At 49.5% G+C, this 23,082-nt stretch carries 19 protein-coding genes; 15 read left to right on the top strand and 4 right to left on the bottom strand.

Annotated elements, in window-relative coordinates:
* Window positions 1-96: 96 nt before the first annotated feature.
* The gene (locus AAHB90_RS08425; protein WP_342084496.1) at window positions 97-1,014 is read right to left on the bottom strand and encodes a PfkB family carbohydrate kinase; all 918 of its coding nucleotides are present in this window, start codon (window positions 1,012-1,014) and stop codon (window positions 97-99) included.
* Between the two features lie 191 nt (window positions 1,015-1,205).
* Between AAHB90_RS08425 and AAHB90_RS08420 the strand changes: the two genes are divergently transcribed.
* Genes AAHB90_RS08420 through AAHB90_RS08410 form a run of 3 tightly spaced genes read left to right on the top strand, consistent with a single transcriptional unit; the run spans window position 1,206 to window position 4,201 of the window.
* The gene (locus AAHB90_RS08420; protein ID WP_342084495.1) at window positions 1,206-1,592 is read left to right on the top strand and encodes a DUF5618 family protein; all 387 of its coding nucleotides are present in this window, start codon (window positions 1,206-1,208) and stop codon (window positions 1,590-1,592) included.
* Window positions 1,593-1,613: 21 nt separating this feature from the next.
* The gene (gene cysS, locus AAHB90_RS08415; protein WP_342084494.1) at window positions 1,614-3,116 is read left to right on the top strand and encodes a cysteine--tRNA ligase; all 1,503 of its coding nucleotides are present in this window, start codon (window positions 1,614-1,616) and stop codon (window positions 3,114-3,116) included.
* A 50-nt stretch (window positions 3,117-3,166) separates the two neighbouring features.
* On the top strand, window positions 3,167-4,201 hold the full coding sequence (locus AAHB90_RS08410; protein WP_446717889.1) for a M28 family peptidase: 1,035 nt from the start codon (window positions 3,167-3,169) through the stop codon (window positions 4,199-4,201).
* A 222-nt stretch (window positions 4,202-4,423) separates the two neighbouring features.
* Here AAHB90_RS08410 and pbpC read toward each other — a convergent pair whose 3' ends face one another.
* Window positions 4,424-6,724 carry a penicillin-binding protein 1C gene (gene pbpC, locus AAHB90_RS08405; protein ID WP_342084493.1) on the bottom strand — a complete coding sequence of 767 codons (2,301 nt, stop codon included), beginning with the start codon at window positions 6,722-6,724 and terminating at the stop codon, window positions 4,424-4,426.
* Between the two features lie 164 nt (window positions 6,725-6,888).
* Between pbpC and glpK the strand changes: the two genes are divergently transcribed.
* From glpK to AAHB90_RS08370, 7 genes are all read left to right on the top strand, one after another.
* The gene (glpK, locus tag AAHB90_RS08400) at window positions 6,889-8,388 is read left to right on the top strand and encodes a glycerol kinase GlpK (protein ID WP_342084492.1); all 1,500 of its coding nucleotides are present in this window, start codon (window positions 6,889-6,891) and stop codon (window positions 8,386-8,388) included.
* Window positions 8,389-8,678: 290 nt separating this feature from the next.
* Complete coding sequence (locus tag AAHB90_RS08395; RefSeq protein ID WP_342084491.1) at window positions 8,679-9,488, top strand: 3'-5' exonuclease; 810 nt, start codon at window positions 8,679-8,681, stop codon at window positions 9,486-9,488.
* 102 nt (window positions 9,489-9,590) lie between these two features.
* Window positions 9,591-9,944, top strand: coding sequence for an NADH-quinone oxidoreductase subunit NuoK (nuoK, locus tag AAHB90_RS08390; RefSeq protein WP_342084490.1), 354 nt, complete (start codon window positions 9,591-9,593; stop codon window positions 9,942-9,944).
* A gap of 51 nt (window positions 9,945-9,995) precedes the next feature.
* Entirely contained in the window at window positions 9,996-11,915 is a 1,920-nt protein-coding gene (gene nuoL / locus AAHB90_RS08385; protein ID WP_342084489.1) for an NADH-quinone oxidoreductase subunit L, read from the top strand.
* Between the two features lie 54 nt (window positions 11,916-11,969).
* Complete coding sequence (locus AAHB90_RS08380) at window positions 11,970-13,418, top strand: complex I subunit 4 family protein (RefSeq protein WP_342084488.1); 1,449 nt, start codon at window positions 11,970-11,972, stop codon at window positions 13,416-13,418.
* 9 nt (window positions 13,419-13,427) lie between these two features.
* Window positions 13,428-14,822, top strand: coding sequence for an NADH-quinone oxidoreductase subunit N (locus AAHB90_RS08375; RefSeq protein ID WP_342084487.1), 1,395 nt, complete (start codon window positions 13,428-13,430; stop codon window positions 14,820-14,822).
* A gap of 114 nt (window positions 14,823-14,936) precedes the next feature.
* Complete coding sequence (locus tag AAHB90_RS08370) at window positions 14,937-16,085, top strand: polysaccharide biosynthesis protein (protein ID WP_342084486.1); 1,149 nt, start codon at window positions 14,937-14,939, stop codon at window positions 16,083-16,085.
* Between the two features lie 50 nt (window positions 16,086-16,135).
* Here the strand turns inward: AAHB90_RS08370 and AAHB90_RS08365 are convergent, their stop codons facing one another.
* Entirely contained in the window at window positions 16,136-17,047 is a 912-nt protein-coding gene (locus tag AAHB90_RS08365) for an alpha/beta hydrolase (RefSeq protein WP_342084485.1), read from the bottom strand.
* 378 nt (window positions 17,048-17,425) lie between these two features.
* Between AAHB90_RS08365 and AAHB90_RS08360 the strand changes: the two genes are divergently transcribed.
* The 5 genes from AAHB90_RS08360 (at window position 17,426) to AAHB90_RS08340 (ending at window position 22,085) form a co-directional block, all read left to right on the top strand.
* Entirely contained in the window at window positions 17,426-18,199 is a 774-nt protein-coding gene (locus tag AAHB90_RS08360) for an alpha/beta fold hydrolase (RefSeq protein WP_342084484.1), read from the top strand.
* 79 nt (window positions 18,200-18,278) lie between these two features.
* Window positions 18,279-18,950, top strand: a complete 672-nt coding sequence (locus tag AAHB90_RS08355; RefSeq protein ID WP_342084483.1) for a CBS domain-containing protein — start codon at window positions 18,279-18,281, stop codon at window positions 18,948-18,950.
* 105 nt (window positions 18,951-19,055) lie between these two features.
* Entirely contained in the window at window positions 19,056-19,931 is an 876-nt protein-coding gene (locus AAHB90_RS08350; RefSeq protein ID WP_342084482.1) for an NAD kinase, read from the top strand.
* Between the two features lie 28 nt (window positions 19,932-19,959).
* Window positions 19,960-20,982, top strand: a complete 1,023-nt coding sequence (locus AAHB90_RS08345) for a dipeptide epimerase (protein WP_342084481.1) — start codon at window positions 19,960-19,962, stop codon at window positions 20,980-20,982.
* Window positions 20,983-20,990: 8 nt separating this feature from the next.
* Complete coding sequence (locus tag AAHB90_RS08340; RefSeq protein WP_342084480.1) at window positions 20,991-22,085, top strand: aminotransferase class I/II-fold pyridoxal phosphate-dependent enzyme; 1,095 nt, start codon at window positions 20,991-20,993, stop codon at window positions 22,083-22,085.
* Between the two features lie 11 nt (window positions 22,086-22,096).
* On the opposite strand, the gene tatC is transcribed toward AAHB90_RS08340, so the two are convergent.
* Window positions 22,097-22,978, bottom strand: coding sequence for a twin-arginine translocase subunit TatC (gene tatC, locus AAHB90_RS08335; protein ID WP_342084479.1), 882 nt, complete (start codon window positions 22,976-22,978; stop codon window positions 22,097-22,099).
* Between the last annotated feature and the right edge of the window lie 104 nt (window positions 22,979-23,082).

Genomic DNA, 23,082 nt, shown 5'->3' with positions numbered 1-23,082 from the left:
TTTTCAATCAAACAGACCAATACAGCATCAAAAAAATGAGTCTACAAGCAGAAAAGATTCCAACTCATAGACTCATTTACTCTTAACTTTAAAACTTTATTGTATTTCGAAGCTCGACAGTTTCACAAATTCCTGAACGCGGGCATTGATTTCTTCTTTCGAAAGGTTCACCAGGCGCTCGGTACCGAATTTCTCTACACAGAAAGAAGCCATTGCAGATCCGTAAATGATCGCACGCTTCATATTTTCAAAAGAAATATCATCGGTAGCAGCCAGGTAACCGATAAAACCACCCGCAAAAGAGTCGCCGGCGCCAGTTGGATCGAATACTTCTTCCAACGGTAATGCAGGCGCGAAGAAAATGCGGTCTTCCTGGAACAGCAATGCACCGTGTTCGCCCTTTTTGATGATCAGCGTCTTAGGGCCCATAGCCATAATCTTTTTGGCAGCTTTGCGCAGCGAGTACTCGCCGGAAAGCTGACGGGCTTCCTCATCATTGATGGTGAGCAGATCTACCAGTTTCAAAACCGCTTTCAGGTCGTCCAAAGCGATATTCATCCACAGGTTCATGGTATCGAGCATGATCAGCTTCGGGCGTTTCGACAGGCGCTCGATCACCAGTTTCTGGGTCGCAGGGACCGTGTTACCCAGCATCAGGAACTCGGTGCCCTGGTAGGAATCCGGGATAGTCGGATCGAAATGCTCCATTACATTCAGCTCCGTGATCAGCGTGTCGCGGGTGTTCATATCCTCATGGTACTTACCCGACCAGAAGAACGTCTTGCCATCCTGCACGATTTCCAATCCGTTGGTATTCACGCCATGGTCTTCGAGCAGGTCGATCATTTCTTTGGGAAAATCGCCGCCTACCACCGCAACGAGATTATTCTGCTGGGTGAAATAGGAAGCAGCTAGTGTGATGTAAGTGGCTGCACCACCGATAATTTTGTCTGTTTTTCCAAACGGGGTTTCGAGCGCATCGAATGCAACAGATCCTACGGTAAGTAAACTCATAAGTGATTACTGTGTTGATTTTAAGTTAGTTTCAAACTGGATTTTAAATGCAAAAACGCTGCGAAGATAAACAAAACGGTCGAATAGCCTCTTCCCGCCTGCTCATTCTCAGCTATACCTACAAATCAATCATGGGTTATTTGCTATTTTTGTCTGAATCAAATAATTCACCACCCTAATCACATACTATCATGGAAGCAATCTCGGAAGCAAGACGCCACATCGACAATGCAAAGGATTTTCTCAGCAACAATGCGAAGAAACAGGATGGACTTTATCAGGACAGAAAGTACGTCAAAATCGCAGGGCACACCGCATACACCGGGGTGTTGTTGGCGCTGAACGAGCTTTTGGGAGAAAAAAACAAAAAGACGCCAAAGAGTGTTGAATGGTATCAACATGAACTGAGCCGGGTCGACAAGACTCTTCTATCAAACTTTACCGGAGCATATGAAATCCTTCATATTGATATGGGTTATCAGGGGATACGAAGTGCCGATACCGCTTCATTAGGTTTGAAAAAAGCAGAAAAAGTCATCGATTGGGTCGAAACACGGCTCGAAAAGAAAAATCAGTAATCCAGAAAGTACAACATATAAATGACCGCACAAACTTTCCAGCCACTTAAAATATTCAATACGCTTACCCGTAAAAAGGATGTTTTCGTTCCCATTGCCCCTCCCTATGTCGGCATGTATGTGTGCGGGCCGACGGTCTATAACAATGTACATTTGGGCAATATCCGGACCTTCCTGTCATTTGATATTCTCTTTCGTTACCTCACGCACATCGGTTACAAAGTGCGCTATGTACGTAACATTACCGACGTAGGCCACCTAGTGGGCGATGGCGATGCGGGCGAGGACAAAATCGGGAAAATGGCCAAGCTGCAAAAGCTCGAACCGATGGAGATCGTGCAGCGGTATACCAATGACTTTCATGAAGTTACAGCCATATTCAACCTGCTTTCCCCCAGCATAGAACCTACCGCTACGGGCCATTTGATCGAGCAGATCGAAGCGGTACAGGCACTGATCGATAAAGGGGTTGCATACGAATCCAATGGCTCCGTTTATTTTGACATTAATAAATACCAGGCAGGCGGTAATGAATACGGCAAACTTTCAGGCCGTATTATCGAGGATTTGCTGAACGAAACCCGAGACCTTGACGGCCAGGCCGAAAAGCGTAACCCGTTGGATTTTGCATTGTGGAAAAAAGCAAGCCCGGAACACATTATGCAATGGGAATCGCCCTGGGGCAAGGGCTTTCCGGGCTGGCATTTGGAATGTACCTGCATGAGTGCCAAATATTTAGGCAAACAATTCGATATTCACGGCGGTGGTATGGACCTCAAATTCCCGCACCACGAATGCGAGATCGCGCAGGGGAAATCGCTGACCGGCGAAGAACCGGTGCGGTACTGGATGCATACTAATATGCTGACGGTCAATGGCCAGAAAATGTCCAAGTCGCTCGGCAATTCTTTCCTGCCGTCGGAACTGTTTTCAGGTAGTCACGAACTGCTCGACCAGGCTTACAGCCCGATGACCGTGCGCTTCTTTATGCTCCAAAGCCAGTACCGAAGCACGCTCGATTTCTCCAACGATGCACTGAAAGCGGCCCAAAAAGGTTATAAAAAGCTTGCAAATGGTCTGCGCATTGCGAAAATGCTCACCTACACGCACGAGGACGGCGTGAATGCGGACGAAGCGAAAAAAGCGGATATCGAAAAGTCGATCGATGGATTTTACAATGCGATGAACGACGACCTCAATACGGCCGTTGCATTTGCGAATCTTTTCAACATGCTGAAATACATCAACATGCTGAATACGGGGCAACTAAAATCGGCTGCATTGGGCGAGGCGGTATTTACTTCGCTGAAAGAACAATTCGTCGTGTTCTTCGAGGACGTGCTCGGGCTAACCGAGGAACTCGCCGAAGGTCACGCGATACTGGACGGCATGCTGAAACTATACCGGGAATTTAAACTTTCGCAGAACTACGAAAAAGTAGACGAAATCCGTTCTTACTTTAAAAACCAGGGGCTGGTGATCCGCGATACGAAAACCCGGATCGACTGGGCTTACGAGGAATAGAATGCCGGGCACCAGGCACCGTTATCAACGTAACCATATTCAATCAGGAAATGTCATTTCTTTTTAATAGCTTGTTTTTGAGACGATTATCTGTCCTGTTAGCAATCATCATCGGTGCTTACGGATGTAAAAGCAATACGAATTCCGAGCAAACCGCCGAACAAGCTCCGCCCGCGCTCGTCAAAAGCGCTGATTTCAATGCCGACAGCGCTTATCAGTTTGTTCAAAAGCAGGTTGATTTCGGCCCGCGCGTACCCAACACCGCTCAGCACACAGCTTGCGGTGATTACCTGGTCGCTACGTTGAAGAAATACGGTTGGCAGGTTGTTGAGCAGCCATTTACCACCACTACATTTGATGGTACAAAGCTGAAAGCCCGAAACATTATAGGCAGCTTCAATCCACAGGCAAGCAAGCGCATTCTGCTGGCGTCGCATTGGGATTCGCGGCCGTTTTCTGATCAGGATTCTCTGGTGAAAAACAAGCCGGTACTGGCCGCGAACGACGGCGCGAGCGGTGTGGGTGTACTACTTGAAATTGCAAGGGTACTTTCCAAAGAGGCCACCAAACCGGATATTGGCGTCGATATCATTTTCTTTGATGCGGAAGACTGGGGCTCGTCGGGTTCTGAAGATACAGGAATGGAAAACGGCGGCTTCTGCCTGGGTTCCCAGCATTGGGCGGCTAACAAACATAATCCGAATTACACCGCCTATTTCGGCGTCCTGCTCGATATGGTAGGCGCGAAAGGCGCTACCTTTTTTAAGGAGGGCTATTCTGTTCAGCTGGCTGATGACACGGTACGCCAGGTATGGGCGACCGCCAGCCGGCTCGGTTATAGCAATTATTTCATCGACGAGACCGGCGGTGCCATCACCGACGACCACGTTCCCGTCAACAAAGTGGCCCGCATCCCGATGATCGACATCATCCACACCAACCAGAACAATCTGAACAAAACTTTCTTCGACGCGTGGCACACCACCCACGACACGATGGAAAACATTGATCCGAAGACATTAAAAGCCGTCGGTCAAACGCTCATACAGGTGCTATACCAGGAAGCGAAAGATCAGCCGCTTTAAATTTTGTCAGGGGTGGTCATTAATGGTCAGAGGTGGTCATTGATAGTCAGGAGTGGTCAGCGATGGTCAGGAGTAGTCATTTGTTGTCAGATCTTGTCAACAGTACGAAATGACAATACAATGCTTGACAATTTGGTGAAAACACATGACCACTCGTGACCACACTTGACAATACCTGACCATTCCTGACAATACCTGACCCCGTCCTGACAATACCGCCCCCTACAGCCGCTTCACAACAATCCAGACGTCCGAATTACGTCCCTTATCGTCGCTGCAGGAAATCTTAACGCGGCCCAGCGGCGGGCTTAGAAAAACACTTTCCTGGGGCGGTGATTTTTTGTATAATTTATCATTGATATACCAATAAACTTCCTGCACATCGTTGGCCGCCTGGCAGGCAAGCTGAATTTGCTGAGGCTCGTCCTTGCGGATATAGTATTCGCTACCGTCATTCGGACTCACGATCAGCGGGGCGCCTTCGTGAAACACCCTGTCACATTGCGGATTATGCGGTGGAATTTTTTGATACGGTAATTTTTGCAATTCATAGAATGCCGTCAGTTCCGGAGCGAGGTTGGGATAGGCTTTCTTTTCAAAGCCTTTTTCGGGAAGGCAATAGGTACAATAGGACATTTTGCCGGCCGCGTCGGTAAAAACCCAGCGCATATGCTGGCATTTCCGGTAAGCGGATACGCCGACGATGTATTGATCCGGCACATGGTGGTCGCAGAAGTCCGACGGAATGTCGCCACTCACCGGGCATACATTGCGGAGCGAGATATTGGCCGGCGATTTATACCAGCCTTTCGGCGAATTGTAATCCAGTGCATTGAAGATCGAAAACAGCAATGGGGTCGCCGTGTTGGCGCCGCTGAGCTCGGCGACGCCTTCCCCCGAAAAGTTACCAACCCAAACGCCGACCGTGTAACGCCTGTTATAGCCGATACTCCATGCATCTCTTTTCCCGTACGATGTGCCGGTTTTCCAGGCTATGCGCGGCAAATGGTAAGTATTATCAAAATTGGTAGGCAGATCGGGGCGGGTGATCTGGGTGAGGATACTCGTGGTGAGAAATGTCGCTTCCTCCGATAAAACCGGTGTTCCTTTTTTATCCGGAAAATCCCCATCGGTTAACCGCAGATTCCGCAGCTTCCCCTCATTGGCAAATGCCGCAAAAAGCCGCGTCAGTTCTTCCAAAGTTACCCCGCAGCCACCGAGAATCATCGACAGTCCCAGGTCTTTTGCCTGCTTGTCAACGGTTTTGAAACCCGCTTTACGAAGTTTGGCGATCAATGCAGGTGTGCCAATGTCTTTGAGAACTTTAACCGCCGGAATGTTCAGCGAATTGGCCAGAGCAAATTCGGTAGTAACCGCTCCATTGAAATGCTTATCGAAATTTTCAGGTTCATACCCATTGAAATTCCCCGGAACATCGTTCAAAACCGACTTCGGGGTGATAATACCGGCATCAAATGCCGTCGCATACAACAGCGGCTTCAAAGTACTCCCCGGCGACCGCACCGCCCTCACGCCATCAACCTGACCACCATCGAACGGATTATTGAAGTCGGCCGAACCTACGTAGGCTTCCACTTCCATCGTTTCGTTGTTCACCACCAGCACTGCTGCATTATGGATATTCATCAACTGCCGCCGGTTTATATAATTTCTCACCTGCTCTTCAATCTGGTTTTGTGCCTGCAGGTTCAGATGGGTGCGGATTACCGGCTCGTCGGGAAATTGCTGTTTGAGACGTATCGAAAGATGCGGTGCAAGGCGGGGAGTTTGGAGGCGACGGATGTTCAACGGCTCGTCCGACGCATCGCGGATTATATTCCCGGCAAAAAGGCCGTCTTCCTCAAAACGTTTCAGCCAGCTATTCCTGGCTTCACGCAACGCGTCGTTACGCGTACCTGGGCGCAGGCCCGACGGGCGGTTAGGTACGATCGTCAATGCGGTAATTTCCGCCAGGCTCAGCAGCTGTGGCGCTTTGCCGAAATAGAGCAGCGAGGCAGCTTTTATCCCCTCAATATTGCCTCCATAAGGCACCAGATTGACATAAAATTGAAGGATTTCCGCTTTGGAATAATGCATTTCCAGCTGAAAGGCATGCCACATTTCGATCAGCTTGTTCACATATGTGCGGGGGCGCGGGTTCATAAGGCGCACGACCTGCATGGTAATGGTAGAAGCGCCGGAAGTCCTTTTGCCCGAAAATACATTCCGGACCGCCGCCCGTACCACCGCGAACGGGTTCACGCCGGGATGGTAATAAAAATATTGATCCTCCTTATAAATGAGCGTTTTGCGAAGCAGCGGCGTGATTTCGTTGACATCCGAATAAAGCCGCCATTTATCTTCCTTGCTCAAAAACGCATGTATTACGCGACCTTTCTGGTCGGTAATCTGTGTCGCGTAACGAATATCGGGATTAAAAGGAAAGGCCAGATCCAGGGCAAAAAAAACGAGTATGAGGCATATCAATGCCAATAACGTCCTTCTGACCTTGCTGTTTCTCATAGGAGGATGATCTGAAACTTGCTATACTACATGTAAATATAGGCAACGCCGCGAGGCGGTTTTATCATGTTCCATTCAATAAAATTGCCAGGTCGTTTGTGCTGATCGGTTAATTTTCCCTATTTACTTGCTTTACTACAAATAAAATCAATCATAATACCATTATGTCCAAATACATTGCCGCCATTGACCAGGGTACTACCAGCACACGCTGCATACTTTTCAACCAACAGGGGAACATCGTTTCGGTAGGACAAAAAGAACACGAACAGATTTATCCGCACCCCGGCTGGATGGAGCATAACCCCACCGAAATCTGGAAAAATACCCTGGAAGTCATCGCATTGGCGCGCATTCACGTGTCAGCACATGCCTCGGACATTGCGGCCGTGGGCATTACCAACCAGCGCGAAACGACGGTAGTCTGGAATAAACGCACCGGAAAACCGTATTACAATGCATTGGTTTGGCAAGACACCCGCACCACCGATCTGGTAGCGAAATATGAAAAGGAAGGCGGCCTCAACCAGTTCCGCGACATTACCGGTCTGCCGGTTTCCACTTATTTTAGTGGTTTAAAACTAAAATGGCTGCTTGATAATGTGGAAGGCATCCGTGAAGACGCTGAAAAGGGCGAGGCGATTTTCGGGAATATGGACACCTTCCTGATTTGGCACCTTACCGGTGGCACACAAGGTGGCATCCACGTGACGGACGTCACCAATGCCAGCCGCACGCAACTGATGAATTTGCGTACACTGCAGTGGGACCAATCGATGCTCACCGCATATAATATCCCGGAAATAATGCTACCGGCTATCAAAAGCAGCAGCGAAATATACGGCTATGCTACCCACGAAGTGCTTCCCGGCGTGCCCGTTGCCGGTGACCTGGGCGATCAGCACGCCGCATTAGTAGGCCAGACCTGCTTTGAACCTGGAATGGCCAAAAACACCTACGGTACCGGCTGCTTCCTGGTCATGAACACGGGTACCGAGCTGAAAACGTCCGAAAACGGTCTGCTGACAACGATTTCGTATAAGTTTGGCGACCAACCCGTCCAGTATGCCCTGGAAGGCAGCGTGGCCGTAACCGGTGCGCTTGTACAATGGCTCCGCGATAACCTGGGACTGATCCAGAACAGCGGCGATATTGAGCCCCTTGCCCGAACCGTGGAAGACAACGGCGGCGCCTACTTTGTACCCGCATTCTCGGGCCTGTACGCGCCCTACTGGCGCAACGACGCGCGCGGTGTGGTCGCAGGCCTTACGCGCTATGTGAACAAGGGACACATTGCACGCGCAGTACTCGAAGCCACCGCTTACCAGACGGCAGATGTTGTAAAAGCCATGGAGCAGGATTCAGGTATCAGGCTCGCCAGCCTGCGCGTCGATGGTGGGATGGTCCACAACCAATTACTCATGCAATTCCAATCCGATATACTGGATACTCAGGTCGTCTCCCCGGCCGTAGCCGAAACCACCGCGCTCGGTGCCGCCTACGCTGCTGGCCTGGCCGTTGGATATTGGAAAAGCACCGAAGATTTGAAGAAAAACTGGGCGATAGCCCACACCTGGAATCCCGACATGCCCGAAGAAAAACGAAACGCCTATTATAAAGGCTGGAAGAAGGCGGTTACCAAATCGTACGATTGGATTGATTAGTGATTTGGTTCGTGTGGTCAGGTCTTGTCAGGTGTTGTCAAGATTTGTCAGGCGTAGTCAGGTATTGTCAAGGTTTGTCAAGAATGGGCATGTAGTCATGACTGTGCAGAAACAGTAAATGACCTCACCTGACTATCTCCTGACTACACCTGACCACTTCTGACCACTTCCGACTACACCTGACAAACCTCCCGCGGTCTCTTTTTTATAATCTGTATAAACAAGCCCGTTTCTTGCGCCATCTTGCCATTCGGCTTAACTTCGCGCTGCCAAATCAACCTCAGTAACCCATGCATACCCTCCATCTCAAAAAGCCCCTTGCTTTTTTTGATCTTGAGACAACAGGAGTAAATATTGTCCGCGACCGCATTGTAGAGATCTCCGTTGTTAAAGCATTGGTGAATGGCGAGATTGAGATCCGCACGCGCCGGATCAATCCTGAAATGCCTATCCCGCTGGAAAGCAGCCTCATACACGGTATTTACGACGAGGATGTAAAGGATGCCCCTACATTTAAAAGTATTGCCAAAAACCTGGCGACATTCCTCGAAGGATGCGACCTTGCCGGCTTTAACAGCAATCGTTTTGATATCCCGATGCTCGTGGAAGAATTCCTGCGTGTGGGTGTTGATTTTGATATTAAAAACCGCCGGATGGTCGATGTACAGCGTATTTACCACATGATGGAGCCGCGCAACTTGTCGGCTGCCTACAAATACTATTGCGGTAAAACCCTCGACAACGCGCACAGTGCCGAGGCTGATACCATCGCGACATTCGAAGTACTGCAAGGCCAAATCGAAAAGTACCAGGGTGTTACGATCACCGACTCACACGGCAAGGTGACCGAACCGGTGAAAAACGATGTGGCCGCACTGCATGAACTCACTGCCTCCAAGATCGTGGATTTCGCCGGAAGGATGGTGTTCAACGACAAGGGCGAAGAAGTCTTCAACTTTGGCAAGCACAATGGCAAGCGGGTAGTCGACATCCTGAAAAACGAACCGTCGTTTTTCGACTGGATGATGAAAGGCGAGTTTCCGCTCGATACCAAACGGAAATTAACGGAGATTAAATTAAGGGGATTAACCCAACGTTGACATAATCTTACCTCAGGTTTGAGTAAGTAGTAATTATGTCTATTTTTGCCAGAAATCTATTTTTGACTATTTTAACCGGATATCCCATTAGGTAAACCTGCTATGATCCCAAACCCCACCATGCCAGAGGTTAACATACCAGCGGTTATTCAACATATTCCACTTCAAAGCTATCTAATTCTCAGCACCTTATTATTTGTGATCGGTATCATCGGCGTGCTTACGCGCAGGAATGCCATCATCATTTTTATGTCGATTGAATTGATGCTCAACGCCGCTAACCTGCTGCTGATCGCATTCTCTTCATACCGGTCCGATCCATCCGCACAAGTTTTCGTATTCTTCATTATGGCCGTTGCCGCCGCCGAAGTGGCCGTAGGGCTTGCCATTATCGTAATGATTTACCGAAACACCAGAAATACGGACATCGGGTTCCTCAACAAGCTGAAATGGTAATTATCGCGTGCAACCGGTATAAATCAAGAGATTAAAGATTAAAAAATAGACATGTCTGCATCATTACTCATCCTGATTCCGCTGCTGCCGCTCATCGGCTTTCTGATCAACGGAATCGGATTTCCCAATATCCCAAAAGGCGCGGTCGGTATCATCGGAACGCTGGCGGTTGTTGCCAGTTTTGTATTGTCTGTCATGACTTTCAATGCATTCGTAGCGTCCGGCAGCCAGCCATTCATCGTTCCGCTTTTCGACTGGATTACCGTCGGCGACCTCAATATCCCATTCTCATTCCAGATCGACCAGCTTTCGCTGTTAATGCTGATGATCATCACCGGAGTAGGCTCGCTGATCCACATTTATTCGATCGGCTATATGCATCACGATCCGGGTTTTGGTAAATTTTTCGCCTACCTGAACCTGTTTTTGTTTTTCATGCTCCTGCTGGTGCTTGGCTCGAACTATGTGATCATGTTCATCGGCTGGGAAGGCGTGGGACTTTGCTCTTACCTGCTCATCGGCTTCTGGAACAAGAACACCAATTACAACAATGCGGCCCGCAAGGCATTCATTATGAACCGCGTGGGTGACCTTGGCTTTCTGCTGGGGATCTTCACGATCATCGCTACATTCGGTTCCGTTGAATATTCGGAGGTTTTCACGAAAGCCGCTGCCGGTTTCCAGGTAGGCGATCCGGTGATTATTACCATTACATTGTTCCTTTTTGTAGGTGCAATGGGTAAATCAGCCCAAATTCCTTTGTACACCTGGTTGCCCGATGCGATGGCCGGCCCTACGCCCGTTTCTGCCCTGATCCACGCCGCTACGATGGTTACTGCGGGCATTTACATGGTGATCCGCTCCAACGTGCTCTACTCGCTGGCGCCTTCTACGCTCGAAATCGTGGGCATTATCGGTGGTGCTACCGCGTTGTTCGCCGCTTCGATTGGTCTTTTGCAAAACGATATTAAGAAAGTGCTGGCCTACTCTACTGTGAGTCAGCTAGGTTATATGTTCATGGGTTTGGGCGCGATGGCCTATTCGGCTTCGATGTTCCACGTCATCACCCACGCATTCTTCAAAGCATTGCTCTTCCTTGGTGCAGGTAGTGTGATCCACGCCATGTCCGACGAGCAGGATATTCGCTCGATGGGTGGTTTGAGGAAGAAATTACCTGTTACATTCCTTACTTTCCTCATCGCCACGATCGCGATTTCAGGTATCCCTCCATTTGCCGGTTTCTTCTCGAAAGATGAAATCCTTGCCCATGTTTTTGAACACAACAAAGTCCTTTGGGTAATCGGTGTGCTCGGTTCGGTCATGACTTCCTTCTACATGTTCCGCCTGCTGTTCCTGACATTCTTCGGGGCATTCCGCGGCACGCACGAGCAGGAGCACCATTTGCATGAATCACCGGCTTCTATGACGATACCATTAATCATCCTCGCCATTCTTTCGGCTGTGGGTGGTTTCATCGGCGTTCCCGAAGCATTGCACGGTTCACACCAATTGGCGCAGTTCATGAGCCCGCTGTATGATCTGGCTAAAACGGCCAATCCCGCTGCATTTGAACATACTTCCCTTTCACATTCGGAAGAATATATGCTAATGGCCATTTCAGTAGCCGCTGCACTGATCTCCGCCATTGCGGCTTACGTGATGTACGTGCGAAAAGGTGCGGTACCAGCACCCGATTCGGAAGAAAAATCCGGCTTGCAGCGTGCGATTTATAACAAATACTATGTCGATGAACTATACGATGCCGTATTTGTGAAACCGGTTAAAACGCTATCCAATGTGCTGTACAGCTTTGGCGAAATCGCCATTGACTTGATCATCGATGCATTCGTAAGACTCGTGTCCCTGGGTGCGAAACTGTTGAGAAAAACACAAACCGGCTCCACCGGCGAATACGTTTTCGCGATGGTGATCGGCATTGTGGCCATATTGTTCTGGAAGCTGTTACTCTGATCCGATCATCCATAAATCCGTTTCCTATTAGTTTCGGACCGTCGACTTGAAAATATGCTTACTCTTCTTTTAATACTTTTACCGATAGCGGCTGGCGTTATCACCCTCCTGGCCGGCGAACGCATGGCTAAGCAGCTTGCGCTGGTTGGTGGTCTGGCTTCATTGGGCGTCGCTATTTTTACCTGGCTGCAATTCGACCCGGCTGCGGGCTCGCAATTTGGCTTCAAATACGCCTGGGTTGCTTCCGGAGGCATTTCCTTCGCGGCGGGTATCGACGGTATCAGCCTTTTGCTGGTATTGCTCACCACTTTTCTGACGCCGCTGATCATCCTTTCGGCATTCAAAAACGAGTACAAAAATCCCGCGGCATTCTATTCGCTGATCCTGTTCATGGAAGCGGCGCTAATCGGCGTTTTTACAGCAACCGACGCATTCCTTTTTTACCTCTTCTTCGAAGCTGCATTGATCCCCGTTTATTTCCTGGCGGCGATCTGGGGCGGTGAGAACAGGATCAAGGTTACCTTCAAGTTCTTCATTTACACCATCTTCGGAAGTTTGTTCATGTTCGTGGCACTGGTTTACCTCTATTACCAGACACCAGGCACGCATACTTCTGAAATAGCTGCCTTTTACCAACTGCAACTGAGCCCCTCTGCACAAGGCTTCGTGTTCTGGGCGTTCTTCATCGCCTTTGCGATCAAAATGCCGCTTTTCCCTTTCCATACCTGGCAACCGGATACTTATACCGAGTCGCCGACGGCTGCGACAATGCTCTTATCAGGTATTATGCTGAAAATGGGGGTTTATGGTCTGATCCGCCTCCTGCTACCGATCGTGCCCCTGGGCATGGAGCAATGGGGCTTCCTGGCGATGATCCTTTCGGTGATAGGCATCATCTACGGTTCCATCATCGCGATCCAGCAAAGTGATATGAAAACGCTCATCGCCTATTCTTCCTTCGCTCACGTAGGATTGATGGCAGCCGGTGTTTTCTCTTCTTCATTGAATGGCTTGCAGGGTGCATTGATCCAGATGCTGGCGCACGGTATCAACGTCATCGGGCTGTTCTTCATCGTCGACATTATTTATTCCAGGACCAAAACCCGCTATCTCGACCAGCTCGGCGGCATCACCCAGAGTACACCGCATTTGAGCGTGTACTTCATGATATTGCTGCTCGGTAGCGTTGCATTGCCGCTTACCAACGGTTTTGTGGGGGAATTCCTGTTGCTTTCAAGTGTATTCCAATACAAAGGATGGCTGGGCGCAGTAGCCGGTCTGACGATCATTCTCGGTTCTGTATACATGCTCCGTCTTTTCCAGAAATCCATGTTCGGACCAAAATCGAAATGGGTGGAAGGCTTCCAGGACCTTACTGCCAGCGAGCGCGCGGTTCTGCTGCCGCTGGTGATCATGGTATTCTGGATCGGTATTTACCCAAGCACATTCCTGAAAATAACTGAGCCTGCTGTAAACCAACTGTTGCAACTGGTCAATAACTAAGTTAAGAATATGTATCCCATTATATTGTTGTCGGTTTTTGGAGTGTTAACGCTTTTTCTGGGCTTTTCGAAATCCAAGAACATCCTATTGCCATCTACCCTGCTTTTCCTCGCCCTGGCGCTGGGAAGCAACTTCATCGATTGGGGAAAAGGGCCATTCCTGTACTTCGACGACATGCTTCGGGTCGATAATCTGACGCTCGCCTTCAACGGCATCATATTGCTTTCCGCTTTTATGATCGTCGCTATCTCGGGTGGTTTCCAGGATAATGCCGATTCCGAACCGGCTGAATATTATGGATTAATGCTTTTCTCGCTCGTGGGGGCCATTATGATGATCGGCTTCGATCACCTGATCATGCTCTTTATCGGTGTCGAAATCCTTTCCGTGGCTATGTACGTGCTCACAGGGAGCAACAAGCGTAACCTGCGTTCCAATGAGGCTGCATTGAAATACCTGCTAATGGGTGCTTTCGCGACGGGTTTCATGCTATTTGGAATGACATTGCTTTATGGCGCCACCGGCTCGTTTCACCTTGTAGCTATTCAGGGCTTCGCATCGACGATGTCTGCAGCTTCGCAATCCTACATTTTTTACGCAGGCTTGCTGCTCTTGCTGATCGGTATGCTTTTCAAAGTATCGGCCGCGCCGTTCCATTTCTGGACGCCGGACGTGTACGAAGGCGCCCCTACTATTTTCACGACTTTTATGTCGACCATCGTGAAAACCGCCGGGTTCGCCGCCCTGTTCCGTTTGCTGAACCATACCTTCGCCATTTACGGCTTCTGGTGGATCGTCATCGCGGCCATTGCCGTGCTTACGCTGCTTGTCGGCAACATTGGCGCAACCAGCCAGAACAGCTTTAAAAGAATGCTTGCTTACTCGGGTATTTCGCACGCCGGCTACCTGTTAATCGCCCTAACTGCGTTGAGCAAGCCTACTCAAAACGCTATCGTATTTTACTCACTTGCCTACTCTTTATCTACCATCTCCGCATTTGGCGTGCTGATGCTCGTTTCCAAGGAAAAAAGTATCGAAGGACAGCCCAACGAGCGCTACGAGGCATTCAATGGTCTTGCCAAACAAAACCCTTTGCTGGCTTTCGTTTTGGCGGTATCAATGCTTTCACTGGCCGGGATCCCGCTGACAGCCGGGTTCTGGGGTAAGTTCTTCATATTTACGAGCGCAGCGGAACGCGGCATCATGTGGATCACGGTAATCGCCGTTTTGATGTCAACCGTAGGTATTTACTACTACTTCCGGGTGATCATCTCTTCGTATTTTAAAGAAGGGGATACGGTAAGGATACGTGTCGCGCCCTTCTACCGGATCATTCTCGTTCTTGCCACATTCCTCACCATCCTGTTCGGTCTGGCGCCCGGGATTTTCGAAAAGTTGATCTAAAAGTTTGTAAATAATACCTTACGAAAAGAGCTGTACATTTTACGGCTCTTTTTTTGTTACCAAACCGCCAAACAAGCGTATCAAGGATATCAGTTATTTTAAAACGATATCCAGATGCAAACACAACGACACACTTATCCCCTCTTCACATTCAGGCCGGAAGACCTGCTGGGCCGCGAACCTATCGTGCTGGACATGCAAAACGCCATTCAGGAAATCCACGGCAGGAATATCCTCATCACCGGTGCCGCAGGTACCATCGGTAGCGAACTGGCCGCACAAGTGTGCGCCTTTGCACCCGCGAGGGTCATACTGGTCGATCAGTCGGAAACAGCTCTTTATGAGCTCGATCTCCAACTTCAACAGCAATTTCCCCAAACCGATATTTGCAACCACATCGCGAGCATTACCGACGCATTACGGATGGCGGAGCTATTCTCGAGGACGGACATTGACATTATCTTCCATGCAGCAGCCTACAAGCATGTGCCATTCATGGAGCGGCACCCGTACGAGGCGATCAAAACCAATATACTTGGCACCGAAATCCTGGCCGATCTGGCCATATCCCACCGCGTTACCAAATTCATCTATATTTCCACAGATAAAGCCGTCAGACCAGCCAACGTAATGGGTGCCACCAAACGCTTCGCTGAGCTTTACCTGCAATACCTCAGCAGCGAATATCCCGGACAAACCCGGTTTATCATCACCCGGTTCGGGAACGTCCTGGGTTCAAACGGCTCATTCCTCATCCGTTTTGCAGCGCAGATCCGGGAGGGTGGGCCAATTACCGTAACCCACCCCGAAGCCGAGCGGTACATGATGACGGCCAACGAAGCTTGCCAGCTAGTACTGCATGCCGCTGCCACAAGCGATGGCAACGAGATATTAACATTCGATATGGGGAAACCCGTACGAATAGTCGATGTCGCACGGAAAATGATTCGGATGGCAGGCCTGGAACCGGAAAAGGACATTCAATTACAGTTTACAGGCCTTCGACCCGGCGAGAAATTAACAGAAGAACTCATTGGCGCTGGCTTGCGGATAACCTCGCCAGCGCAGCTTCAAACTTACCGCTTCCACTGCCCCGCAGAACAATGCATGCGCTACGCAATGTCATCATTGCAAAAAGCGCTCGATTCGGGCCAGTCCGGGCAGATGGTCTCCGTCCTGAAAGCGGTAATCCCCGAGTACATCAGTGCCAATTCACCCTATGAGAAGCTGGATAGCTTGCGGTCGGCAATTCAGGCGACTTGATCACCGGGTGTCACGGCATCCGTCCGGCGTGCGCCCGAATGCACCCGCAATCACTTTTCGGGCAGGAAGCCATTCGTGCGCATCCAATGGAGGCAACGACCAAACCACTCGTCGAACGACGGTGTTTTGGGGTATCCGTGCTGCCCCTGGGAATAAATGTGCATGTCGGCAGCAACACCTTTCGCATTCAATGCTTCGTAAAAACGGAGGCTGTTGGACACCGGCACCACCGTATCGTCGCCCGCATGCGTAAGGTAAGCCGGCGGTGTGGTAGCCGTTACCTGCAAGTCGCTGGAGAAATAGTCGATCCGCCCGGGCGAAGGCGATGCGCCAAGCAGGTTGGCCGACGAGCCCTTATGTCCGATTTTTCCTTCAAAACTGATCACCGGGTACACGAGCACCATGAAATCAGGTCGAAGGCTGGTTTTTTGAGGATTATCCACAAAGCTGCTGTCATAATGCGTACCGGCCGTGGACGCCAGGTGCCCGCCTGCGGAAAAACCCATAATACCGATTTTCGACGGATCGATACGCCACTCTTTGGCCTTTTCCCGAACAGTTTTAATGGCTTGCTGGGCGTCCTGCAACGGGCCTATTGCCTTGTCTTGCATAATACGGTCGCTCGGGAGCCGATATTTCAATACGAATGCCGCGATACCTGCCTTATTCAGCTCTTTCGCGACCCGGTATCCCTCCCAATCGATGACCAGCACTCCGTACCCTCCGCCCGGGCAAACAATCACAGCTGTACCATTTCCGGTACCAGCGGGCGGAAGAAAAGCTGTCAACGTTGGTTTGGAAACATTTCTGATCACATTCTTCTCATTGGTTTCCTGGTTCTCGGCCTCTTTGGCATTAGGAACACGGCCGGGATAAAGCGGCATTTCCGTTTGCCCATACAGCGAAACCGACCATACCGGAACAAGGCAAAAGGCAAACAGCAGGCGGGATAGCTTAATCATTTAATTTTTTTCTAATTCCGTTTACAAACATTTTCTACCTAAATTTCGGTTACACTAAAACGACCGGATTCGGTGCGAACAATCGCCGCAAGGCCCGATGCAACCAGCAAAGGGCAGACAAATGGGTAAGGCACGATCAGGCAAAATATACCTGCGTCACGATCCCGGAGCAGCCGCGTGACGGAGGTGAACAGAATTGCACCATTCTGTGTTATTCGACTAATTCTTTTAATATTAATATAATATTTACAAGAAATTCGAAACGCGTTTGTTACTTTGCCTCATTGAACAATCAAAAAAATAACTAGTTTTGTAGAGTATCCTAATCATGCACTAGTTTCTTTGATAAGTTATAGATGGTCTTAAATCCACAAAAGAATGAAATATACAGTACGTGCAGAGGGCAGGTTTAAGTTTATCGACGAGGGAAAGGGCGAGACATTACTGCTTCTGCATGGCCTTTTCGGTGCACTGAGTAACTGGGACGGCATTATTGACCATTTTTCGAACCGTTACCGGGTCGTTATTCCTCTGCTCCCCATCTATGAACTTCCTCCGCGCGAAGCCGGTCTGGAAGCCTTGCTTGCCTTTCTGGAAGACTTTGTTTCGTTTAAAAATCTTACCAACGTTACGGCCATCGGTAATTCATTGGGTGGACACATCGGCTTGCTTTATACGCTGAAAAACCAGGAGAACGTACAAAGGCTGGTACTGACAGGCAGTTCCGGGCTGTTCGAAAATTCAATGGGCGGTTCATTCCCGAAACGTGGAAGTTATGATTATATCAAGGAGCGCGTAGCCTACACTTTCTATGATCCCGAAGTCGCGACGAAGGACCTGATTGACGAGGTATTCGAAACCACTTCGAGTATTCCTAAGTGCATGAGCATTGTAGGGATCGCAAAATCGGCTCAGCGACACAATCTTGCTAAGGATCTGCACCAAATTACCGTTCCAACGCTACTGGTATGGGGCCTCAACGATACCATTACTCCCCCGCACGTCGGTTATGAATTCAACCGCCTCATAGCTAATTCGGAATTGTATTTTATCGATAAATGCTGTCATGCACCGATGATGGAGCACCCGCACGAGTTCAATGTGATCCTCGAAAGCTTCCTGGAAAAAGATGTCTCGGTTCCGATAGCGTAAAAACCGGAAAATTTCTTTTGTTACGATAGTTGATCTATATATTGTTTTTTTATAGCTTCGGAAAATGACGTTCTGACCCATGCTCGCAGCCAATCTGATAAATCCAATGATTCCCTTGCTGAAACCAACCGATTCGGTGGGTACGGCTTTGGATTGGATGGATGAGTTCGGCGTAAAGCAACTGGTCGTAACCGACTCGGGCGTATACCAGGGGATCGTCTCTGAGGACATTCTTTTCGATATCAGCGACATTTCCGAACAGCTTTCCAAAGTAATCATTCAGCATAAGGACATTTTCGCGACGGCAGACCAGCACCCTTACGAGCTCCTCCGGCTCGTCAACCAGTTCGGGCTGCTGATCATCCCGGTGCTTCATGAAGACCGGTCATTCGCGGGGAGCATTCTGGTTAACGACCTGGTTGAACACTTCGTGAACGAGCTGGGTGTACAGGAGAAAGGCGCGGTTATTGTCCTTAAAATCGCCGAAAGAAGCTACTCGCTTTCGGAGATCAGCCGTTTGATCGAGTCCAACGGTGTTAAAATCCTGAGCAGCTACTATTCGTCGGGGGAGGTTTACAATCCTACCAATGAGGCGCGGCTAACGCTCAAACTGAACCGGACACATATTACCCCCATCATTGCCACGCTTGAACGTTTCGGGTACGAAATCGAGGAGGCACATGCCAACGATCCTATTGAAAGCCTCGACCAGGAACGCCTCGATATGCTCTTGCGCTACCTGGCCACCTAGTACCCACTGCCCAACGCTTGTCACCCTCAAATGTGCGTGCGGCTTTTGAATCGGCATATTTGTCGTGTATCTTTCGGCTGAAACCACAAGTTTTACTTTTTCTTCATGAAAATCGCCATTCACGGACGCAACTTTAATGAGTCCGCAAGGCCGTTCATTGAAAATATGTTCGATGAACTGGCGCGCAGAAAAGTTGAAGTCCAGCTTTCAAAGTCTTTCAGGACATTTCTGGACCAGGCCGGCATTTCGCATTATTCCGAGCTCGTTTATGAAAACCCGGAAGAACTTTTCGACGCTCGGCTGATCGTGAGTATGGGTGGCGACGGCACCTTGCTTGAAACGATTTCACATGTCGGCAAGCGACAAACCCCTGCAATCGGTATCAATGTCGGCCGCCTTGGCTTCCTGGCCACGATTTCTCCCGAGCGCATTACCGACATGATCGCCGCCCTCGAAAACAGCCAGTTCCGCATCGATGAGCGCACGCTTGTGGAAGTTGAATCCAATGTCGATCTTTTCGACGGTCTGAACTTCGGTTTGAATGATTTCACGATCACGAAAACCGATACCTCGTCGATGATCACCGTGCATACCTATTTGAATGACGAGTTTTTGAACTCCTATTGGGCCGACGGTCTCATTATTTCAACCCCAACGGGCTCAACCGGCTATTCGTTGAGCTGCGGCGGGCCTGTACTGGTGCCGCATTCGCAGAACTTCATCGTGACGCCCATCAGCCCGCATAACCTGAACGTCCGCCCGCTGGTGGTAGAAGACACGGCGGTAATCCGACTCGAAGTAAAAAGTCGCAGCAGCAACTTCCTGGTGTCGCTCGATGCCCGTTCGCGCATTGTGGATGAAAACACGCAGCTGCTCGTACGCAAGGCGGATTTCATCGCGCGCCTGATCAAGATGAAGGATGACAGTTTTTTAAATACATTGCGGAGCAAACTATCGTGGGGCCTCGATATGCGGAACTAGGCCCCGAAATCTTCACTTCTGACACCCTATGCGCATTACTTACCACACTTTCGACCTTCAACTGAAACACACTTTCACCATCGCGCACGACTCGCGCGATGTCCAGCAAACGCTCGTCGTGCAGTTGAGCGACGGCGTGCATTCCGGCTTTGGCGAGGCCACCGCCAATCCCTATTATGGCATTACGATCGATAATATGATCGCTACGCTGGATACAGTAAAAGGTGTTGTGGAAAAAGGCGATTACAGCTCAGCGGAAGTGCTCTGGGCGCTGGTACACCCTTTTCTCAAATCCAATTCCTTTGCCCATTGCGCATTGGATGAGGCCGCGCAGGATTATTTTGCTAAGAAAAAAGGGCAGAAACTATACGAAAGCTGGGGCCTCTCGCCGGACAATATTCCTATGACCAATTTCACGATCGGGATCGATACGGTGGAAAAGATGGTTGAAAAAATGCGGGAACTTCCCTGGCCAATTTATAAGATCAAACTCGGTACCGAAGAAGATCTCCGCATTGTGCAGGAATTAAGGAAAAATACCGACGCGCTGTTCCGCGTGGATGCCAACTGCGGCTGGACGGCCGAAAAAACCATCGAACTCGCCCCGCAGCTCGCCGCATTGGGCGTGGAATTTATCGAGCAGCCATTGCCGGCCGACGATATTGAAGGTATGAGAAAGGTTTTTGCATCGAGCGCATTGCCTGTCATGGCCGACGAAAGCTGCATTATCGAAGAGGATGTCGAGAAATGTCACGGCCTTTTTCATGGTGTAAATATAAAACTGACCAAATGCGGCGGCCCTACCGCCGCTTTACGCATGATTGCCAAAGCAAGGTCTTTGGGGATGAAAACCATGGTAGGCTGCATGACAGAGACCAGCGTAGGCATTTCGGCCATTGCACATTTGCTTCCGTTGCTCGATTACGTCGATATGGACGGCTCGCTGCTCATCCGGAACGACCCGGCTACGGGCGTGACGTTTGATTTCGGCAAGGTCATTTATGCGGAGGGCAATGGCACCGGCGCGGCGCTCAAACCCGAATTTTTATAACCGCTGCCGTGGAAACCTATCACACCAGCAAACTCCCCGGCAGAACCGTCGAAACTACCGACGGGCGCGAATTTCTGTGGTTCAGCGGTACCGATTACCTTGGAATGGGCCACAACGAAGACCTTCGTAGCTATGTATATGCAGCTACGGAAACCTTCGGAAATCACTACGGTAGTTCAAGAAATAACAGTCTCAGACTTGATATTTATGATGAGGCGGAAAAGCAATTCGCTGATTTTCTGCAAGCTGATTCAGCTCTCATTGTCTCCTCCGGGATGTGGGCTGGGCAGTTGCTGATGAAGGAGATCGAAAACATCATACAGCAACGTCCGGATATCGCCAGGATTATTTACCATTATGCGCCGGGCGTGCACCCAGCATTATGGGGCAATGCATTTCACCGGAACAATGATGAATGGCGTGAGTGGGCGGCGCAAACGATCCGAAAAATTAATGCAACGGACCCGGACGTCGCGCATATTATCTCCACGGACGCCGTAGGTTCTCCGATGGTAAAGGCATTTGATTTTGAAATTTTTAGTGCCATTCATAATCCAGCTAACGCGTGGCTGCTTATCGATGAATCACATTCGCTGGGCGTATTGGGCGCCGCTGGACGTGGTGCGGCCGGGCTCATTGACCCTAAACTTTTAAAGCAGACCACTTTTGTTTCGTCCCTGAACAAAGCAATGGGTATCCCTGCCGGTGCAATTTGGGGTAGTAAAAATGTCATCGAAATGATGAGGAAATCGCCCTGGTACGCGGGCGCGTCCCCGCCTGCACCGGCCTATATGTATGCGTTGAAAATGCTTTGGGAGAAAAACAAATACGAATACGCCCGAGGATTGTTAATGGATAATATCAGCTATTTCCGCCAAAGCATGGCAGGCAATGCATTGTTTGAATCCATTCCCGGCTACCCCGTATTCTGTTCGACTAATGCAGCGCTTTTCGATCATTTGCTGCGAAACGGCATTATGGCTTCGTGTTTCCCCTACCCTTCGCTTGCCGACGCGCCGGTGACCCGCATTGCGATCACCAGTTTGCACCAAAAAGAAGACCTCGACCGGTTGGCCGAGGTCTGTAAGCGGTTTAAGGCCTAAAAATCTTTAAATCAGTCTTCGGTAGTTGTACCGCCCAATTTAGCAAGGCGTTTCTCCTCTGCGAGCTTTTCACGCTCCACTTTGGCCGAAACCATAATACTAAGCTCGTAAAGCATGAAAAGCGGAATGGCTACCAGCACCTGGCTGTAAATGTCGGGCGATGGCGTGATCACCGCAGCCACGATCAGGATCACGATCATGGAGTGCTTGCGATATTCTCTCATGAATGAAGGCGTCAGTACCCCGATTTTCGACAATACAAACACAACGATCGGCAGCTGGAATGCTACCCCGCAAGCCAGCGTAAGTGTCGCGACGAGTGAAATGTAGGATGCGAGACTGAATTCGTTGATGATCGAAGGATCGAGCGTATAATTTGCAAGGAAGTTGATAGCCAGCGGGCTTACCACATAATAGCCAAAAAGGACCCCGGCAAAGAACAGGAACGTCACATAGAACACCGCCCCTCTTGCCGACCGTCTTTCGGAAGGTTTCAGGCCCGGTTTGATGAAGCGCCATATTTCCCAGAATGCGTAAGGGAATGCAAATATCAATCCCGCGATTACCGACGACGTCATACTCATCGTAAAGGCATCGCCCATCCCGATAAGCTGCAATTTGAAGTTCAGCGACTTCACGCAAAGGTCTTCATAACCTGTGATTTCCGACAGTTTACAAAGCATTCTGTATGTCCAGAAATCAGGCCGGGAAGGGGCAACAATTACGTAATGGTATATTTCTTGGATATAAACAAATGCAAGAATCGCAAATACAAGAATCGAAGCACCGGCGCGTATGACATGCCATCTTAGTTCTTCGAGATGCGAAATAAACGACATCTCTTTGCCTTCACCTTCCTCTTCTTCGTTATCAAAATCCTGATCCAGGGACATATTTTAAATTATTACTAGAATTCAATCTACGTGGAAACTGAAAAACAGGATCACTACCTGTTTACTAAAAGCTGAAATTACTTAAAAAACCCGTCGAAGTGATC

This window comes from Dyadobacter sp. OTU695, from assembly GCF_038440355.1.
In the GTDB taxonomy this organism is placed as follows: domain Bacteria; phylum Bacteroidota; class Bacteroidia; order Cytophagales; family Spirosomataceae; genus Dyadobacter.
The sequence above is the reverse complement of the archived record's forward strand: the minus strand, read 5'-3'. Positions and strand labels throughout refer to the sequence as shown.

Coding starts and splice junctions, on each gene's coding strand:
- nuoL (WP_342084489.1), top strand. CDS start 9,996: ATGTCTGCATCATTACTCATCCTGATTCCGCTGCTGCCGCTCATCGGC.
- AAHB90_RS08375 (WP_342084487.1), top strand. CDS start 13,428: ATGTATCCCATTATATTGTTGTCGGTTTTTGGAGTGTTAACGCTTTTT.
- AAHB90_RS08395 (WP_342084491.1), top strand. CDS start 8,679: ATGCATACCCTCCATCTCAAAAAGCCCCTTGCTTTTTTTGATCTTGAG.
- tatC (WP_342084479.1), bottom strand. CDS start 22,978: ATGTCCCTGGATCAGGATTTTGATAACGAAGAAGAGGAAGGTGAAGGC.
- nuoK (WP_342084490.1), top strand. CDS start 9,591: ATGATCCCAAACCCCACCATGCCAGAGGTTAACATACCAGCGGTTATT.
- AAHB90_RS08355 (WP_342084483.1), top strand. CDS start 18,279: ATGCTCGCAGCCAATCTGATAAATCCAATGATTCCCTTGCTGAAACCA.
- AAHB90_RS08420 (WP_342084495.1), top strand. CDS start 1,206: ATGGAAGCAATCTCGGAAGCAAGACGCCACATCGACAATGCAAAGGAT.
- pbpC (WP_342084493.1), bottom strand. CDS start 6,724: ATGAGAAACAGCAAGGTCAGAAGGACGTTATTGGCATTGATATGCCTC.
- glpK (WP_342084492.1), top strand. CDS start 6,889: ATGTCCAAATACATTGCCGCCATTGACCAGGGTACTACCAGCACACGC.
- AAHB90_RS08370 (WP_342084486.1), top strand. CDS start 14,937: ATGCAAACACAACGACACACTTATCCCCTCTTCACATTCAGGCCGGAA.
- cysS (WP_342084494.1), top strand. CDS start 1,614: ATGACCGCACAAACTTTCCAGCCACTTAAAATATTCAATACGCTTACC.
- AAHB90_RS08410 (WP_446717889.1), top strand. CDS start 3,167: ATGTCATTTCTTTTTAATAGCTTGTTTTTGAGACGATTATCTGTCCTG.
- AAHB90_RS08425 (WP_342084496.1), bottom strand. CDS start 1,014: ATGAGTTTACTTACCGTAGGATCTGTTGCATTCGATGCGCTCGAAACC.
- AAHB90_RS08345 (WP_342084481.1), top strand. CDS start 19,960: ATGCGCATTACTTACCACACTTTCGACCTTCAACTGAAACACACTTTC.
- AAHB90_RS08365 (WP_342084485.1), bottom strand. CDS start 17,047: ATGATTAAGCTATCCCGCCTGCTGTTTGCCTTTTGCCTTGTTCCGGTA.
- AAHB90_RS08360 (WP_342084484.1), top strand. CDS start 17,426: ATGAAATATACAGTACGTGCAGAGGGCAGGTTTAAGTTTATCGACGAG.
- AAHB90_RS08350 (WP_342084482.1), top strand. CDS start 19,056: ATGAAAATCGCCATTCACGGACGCAACTTTAATGAGTCCGCAAGGCCG.
- AAHB90_RS08380 (WP_342084488.1), top strand. CDS start 11,970: ATGCTTACTCTTCTTTTAATACTTTTACCGATAGCGGCTGGCGTTATC.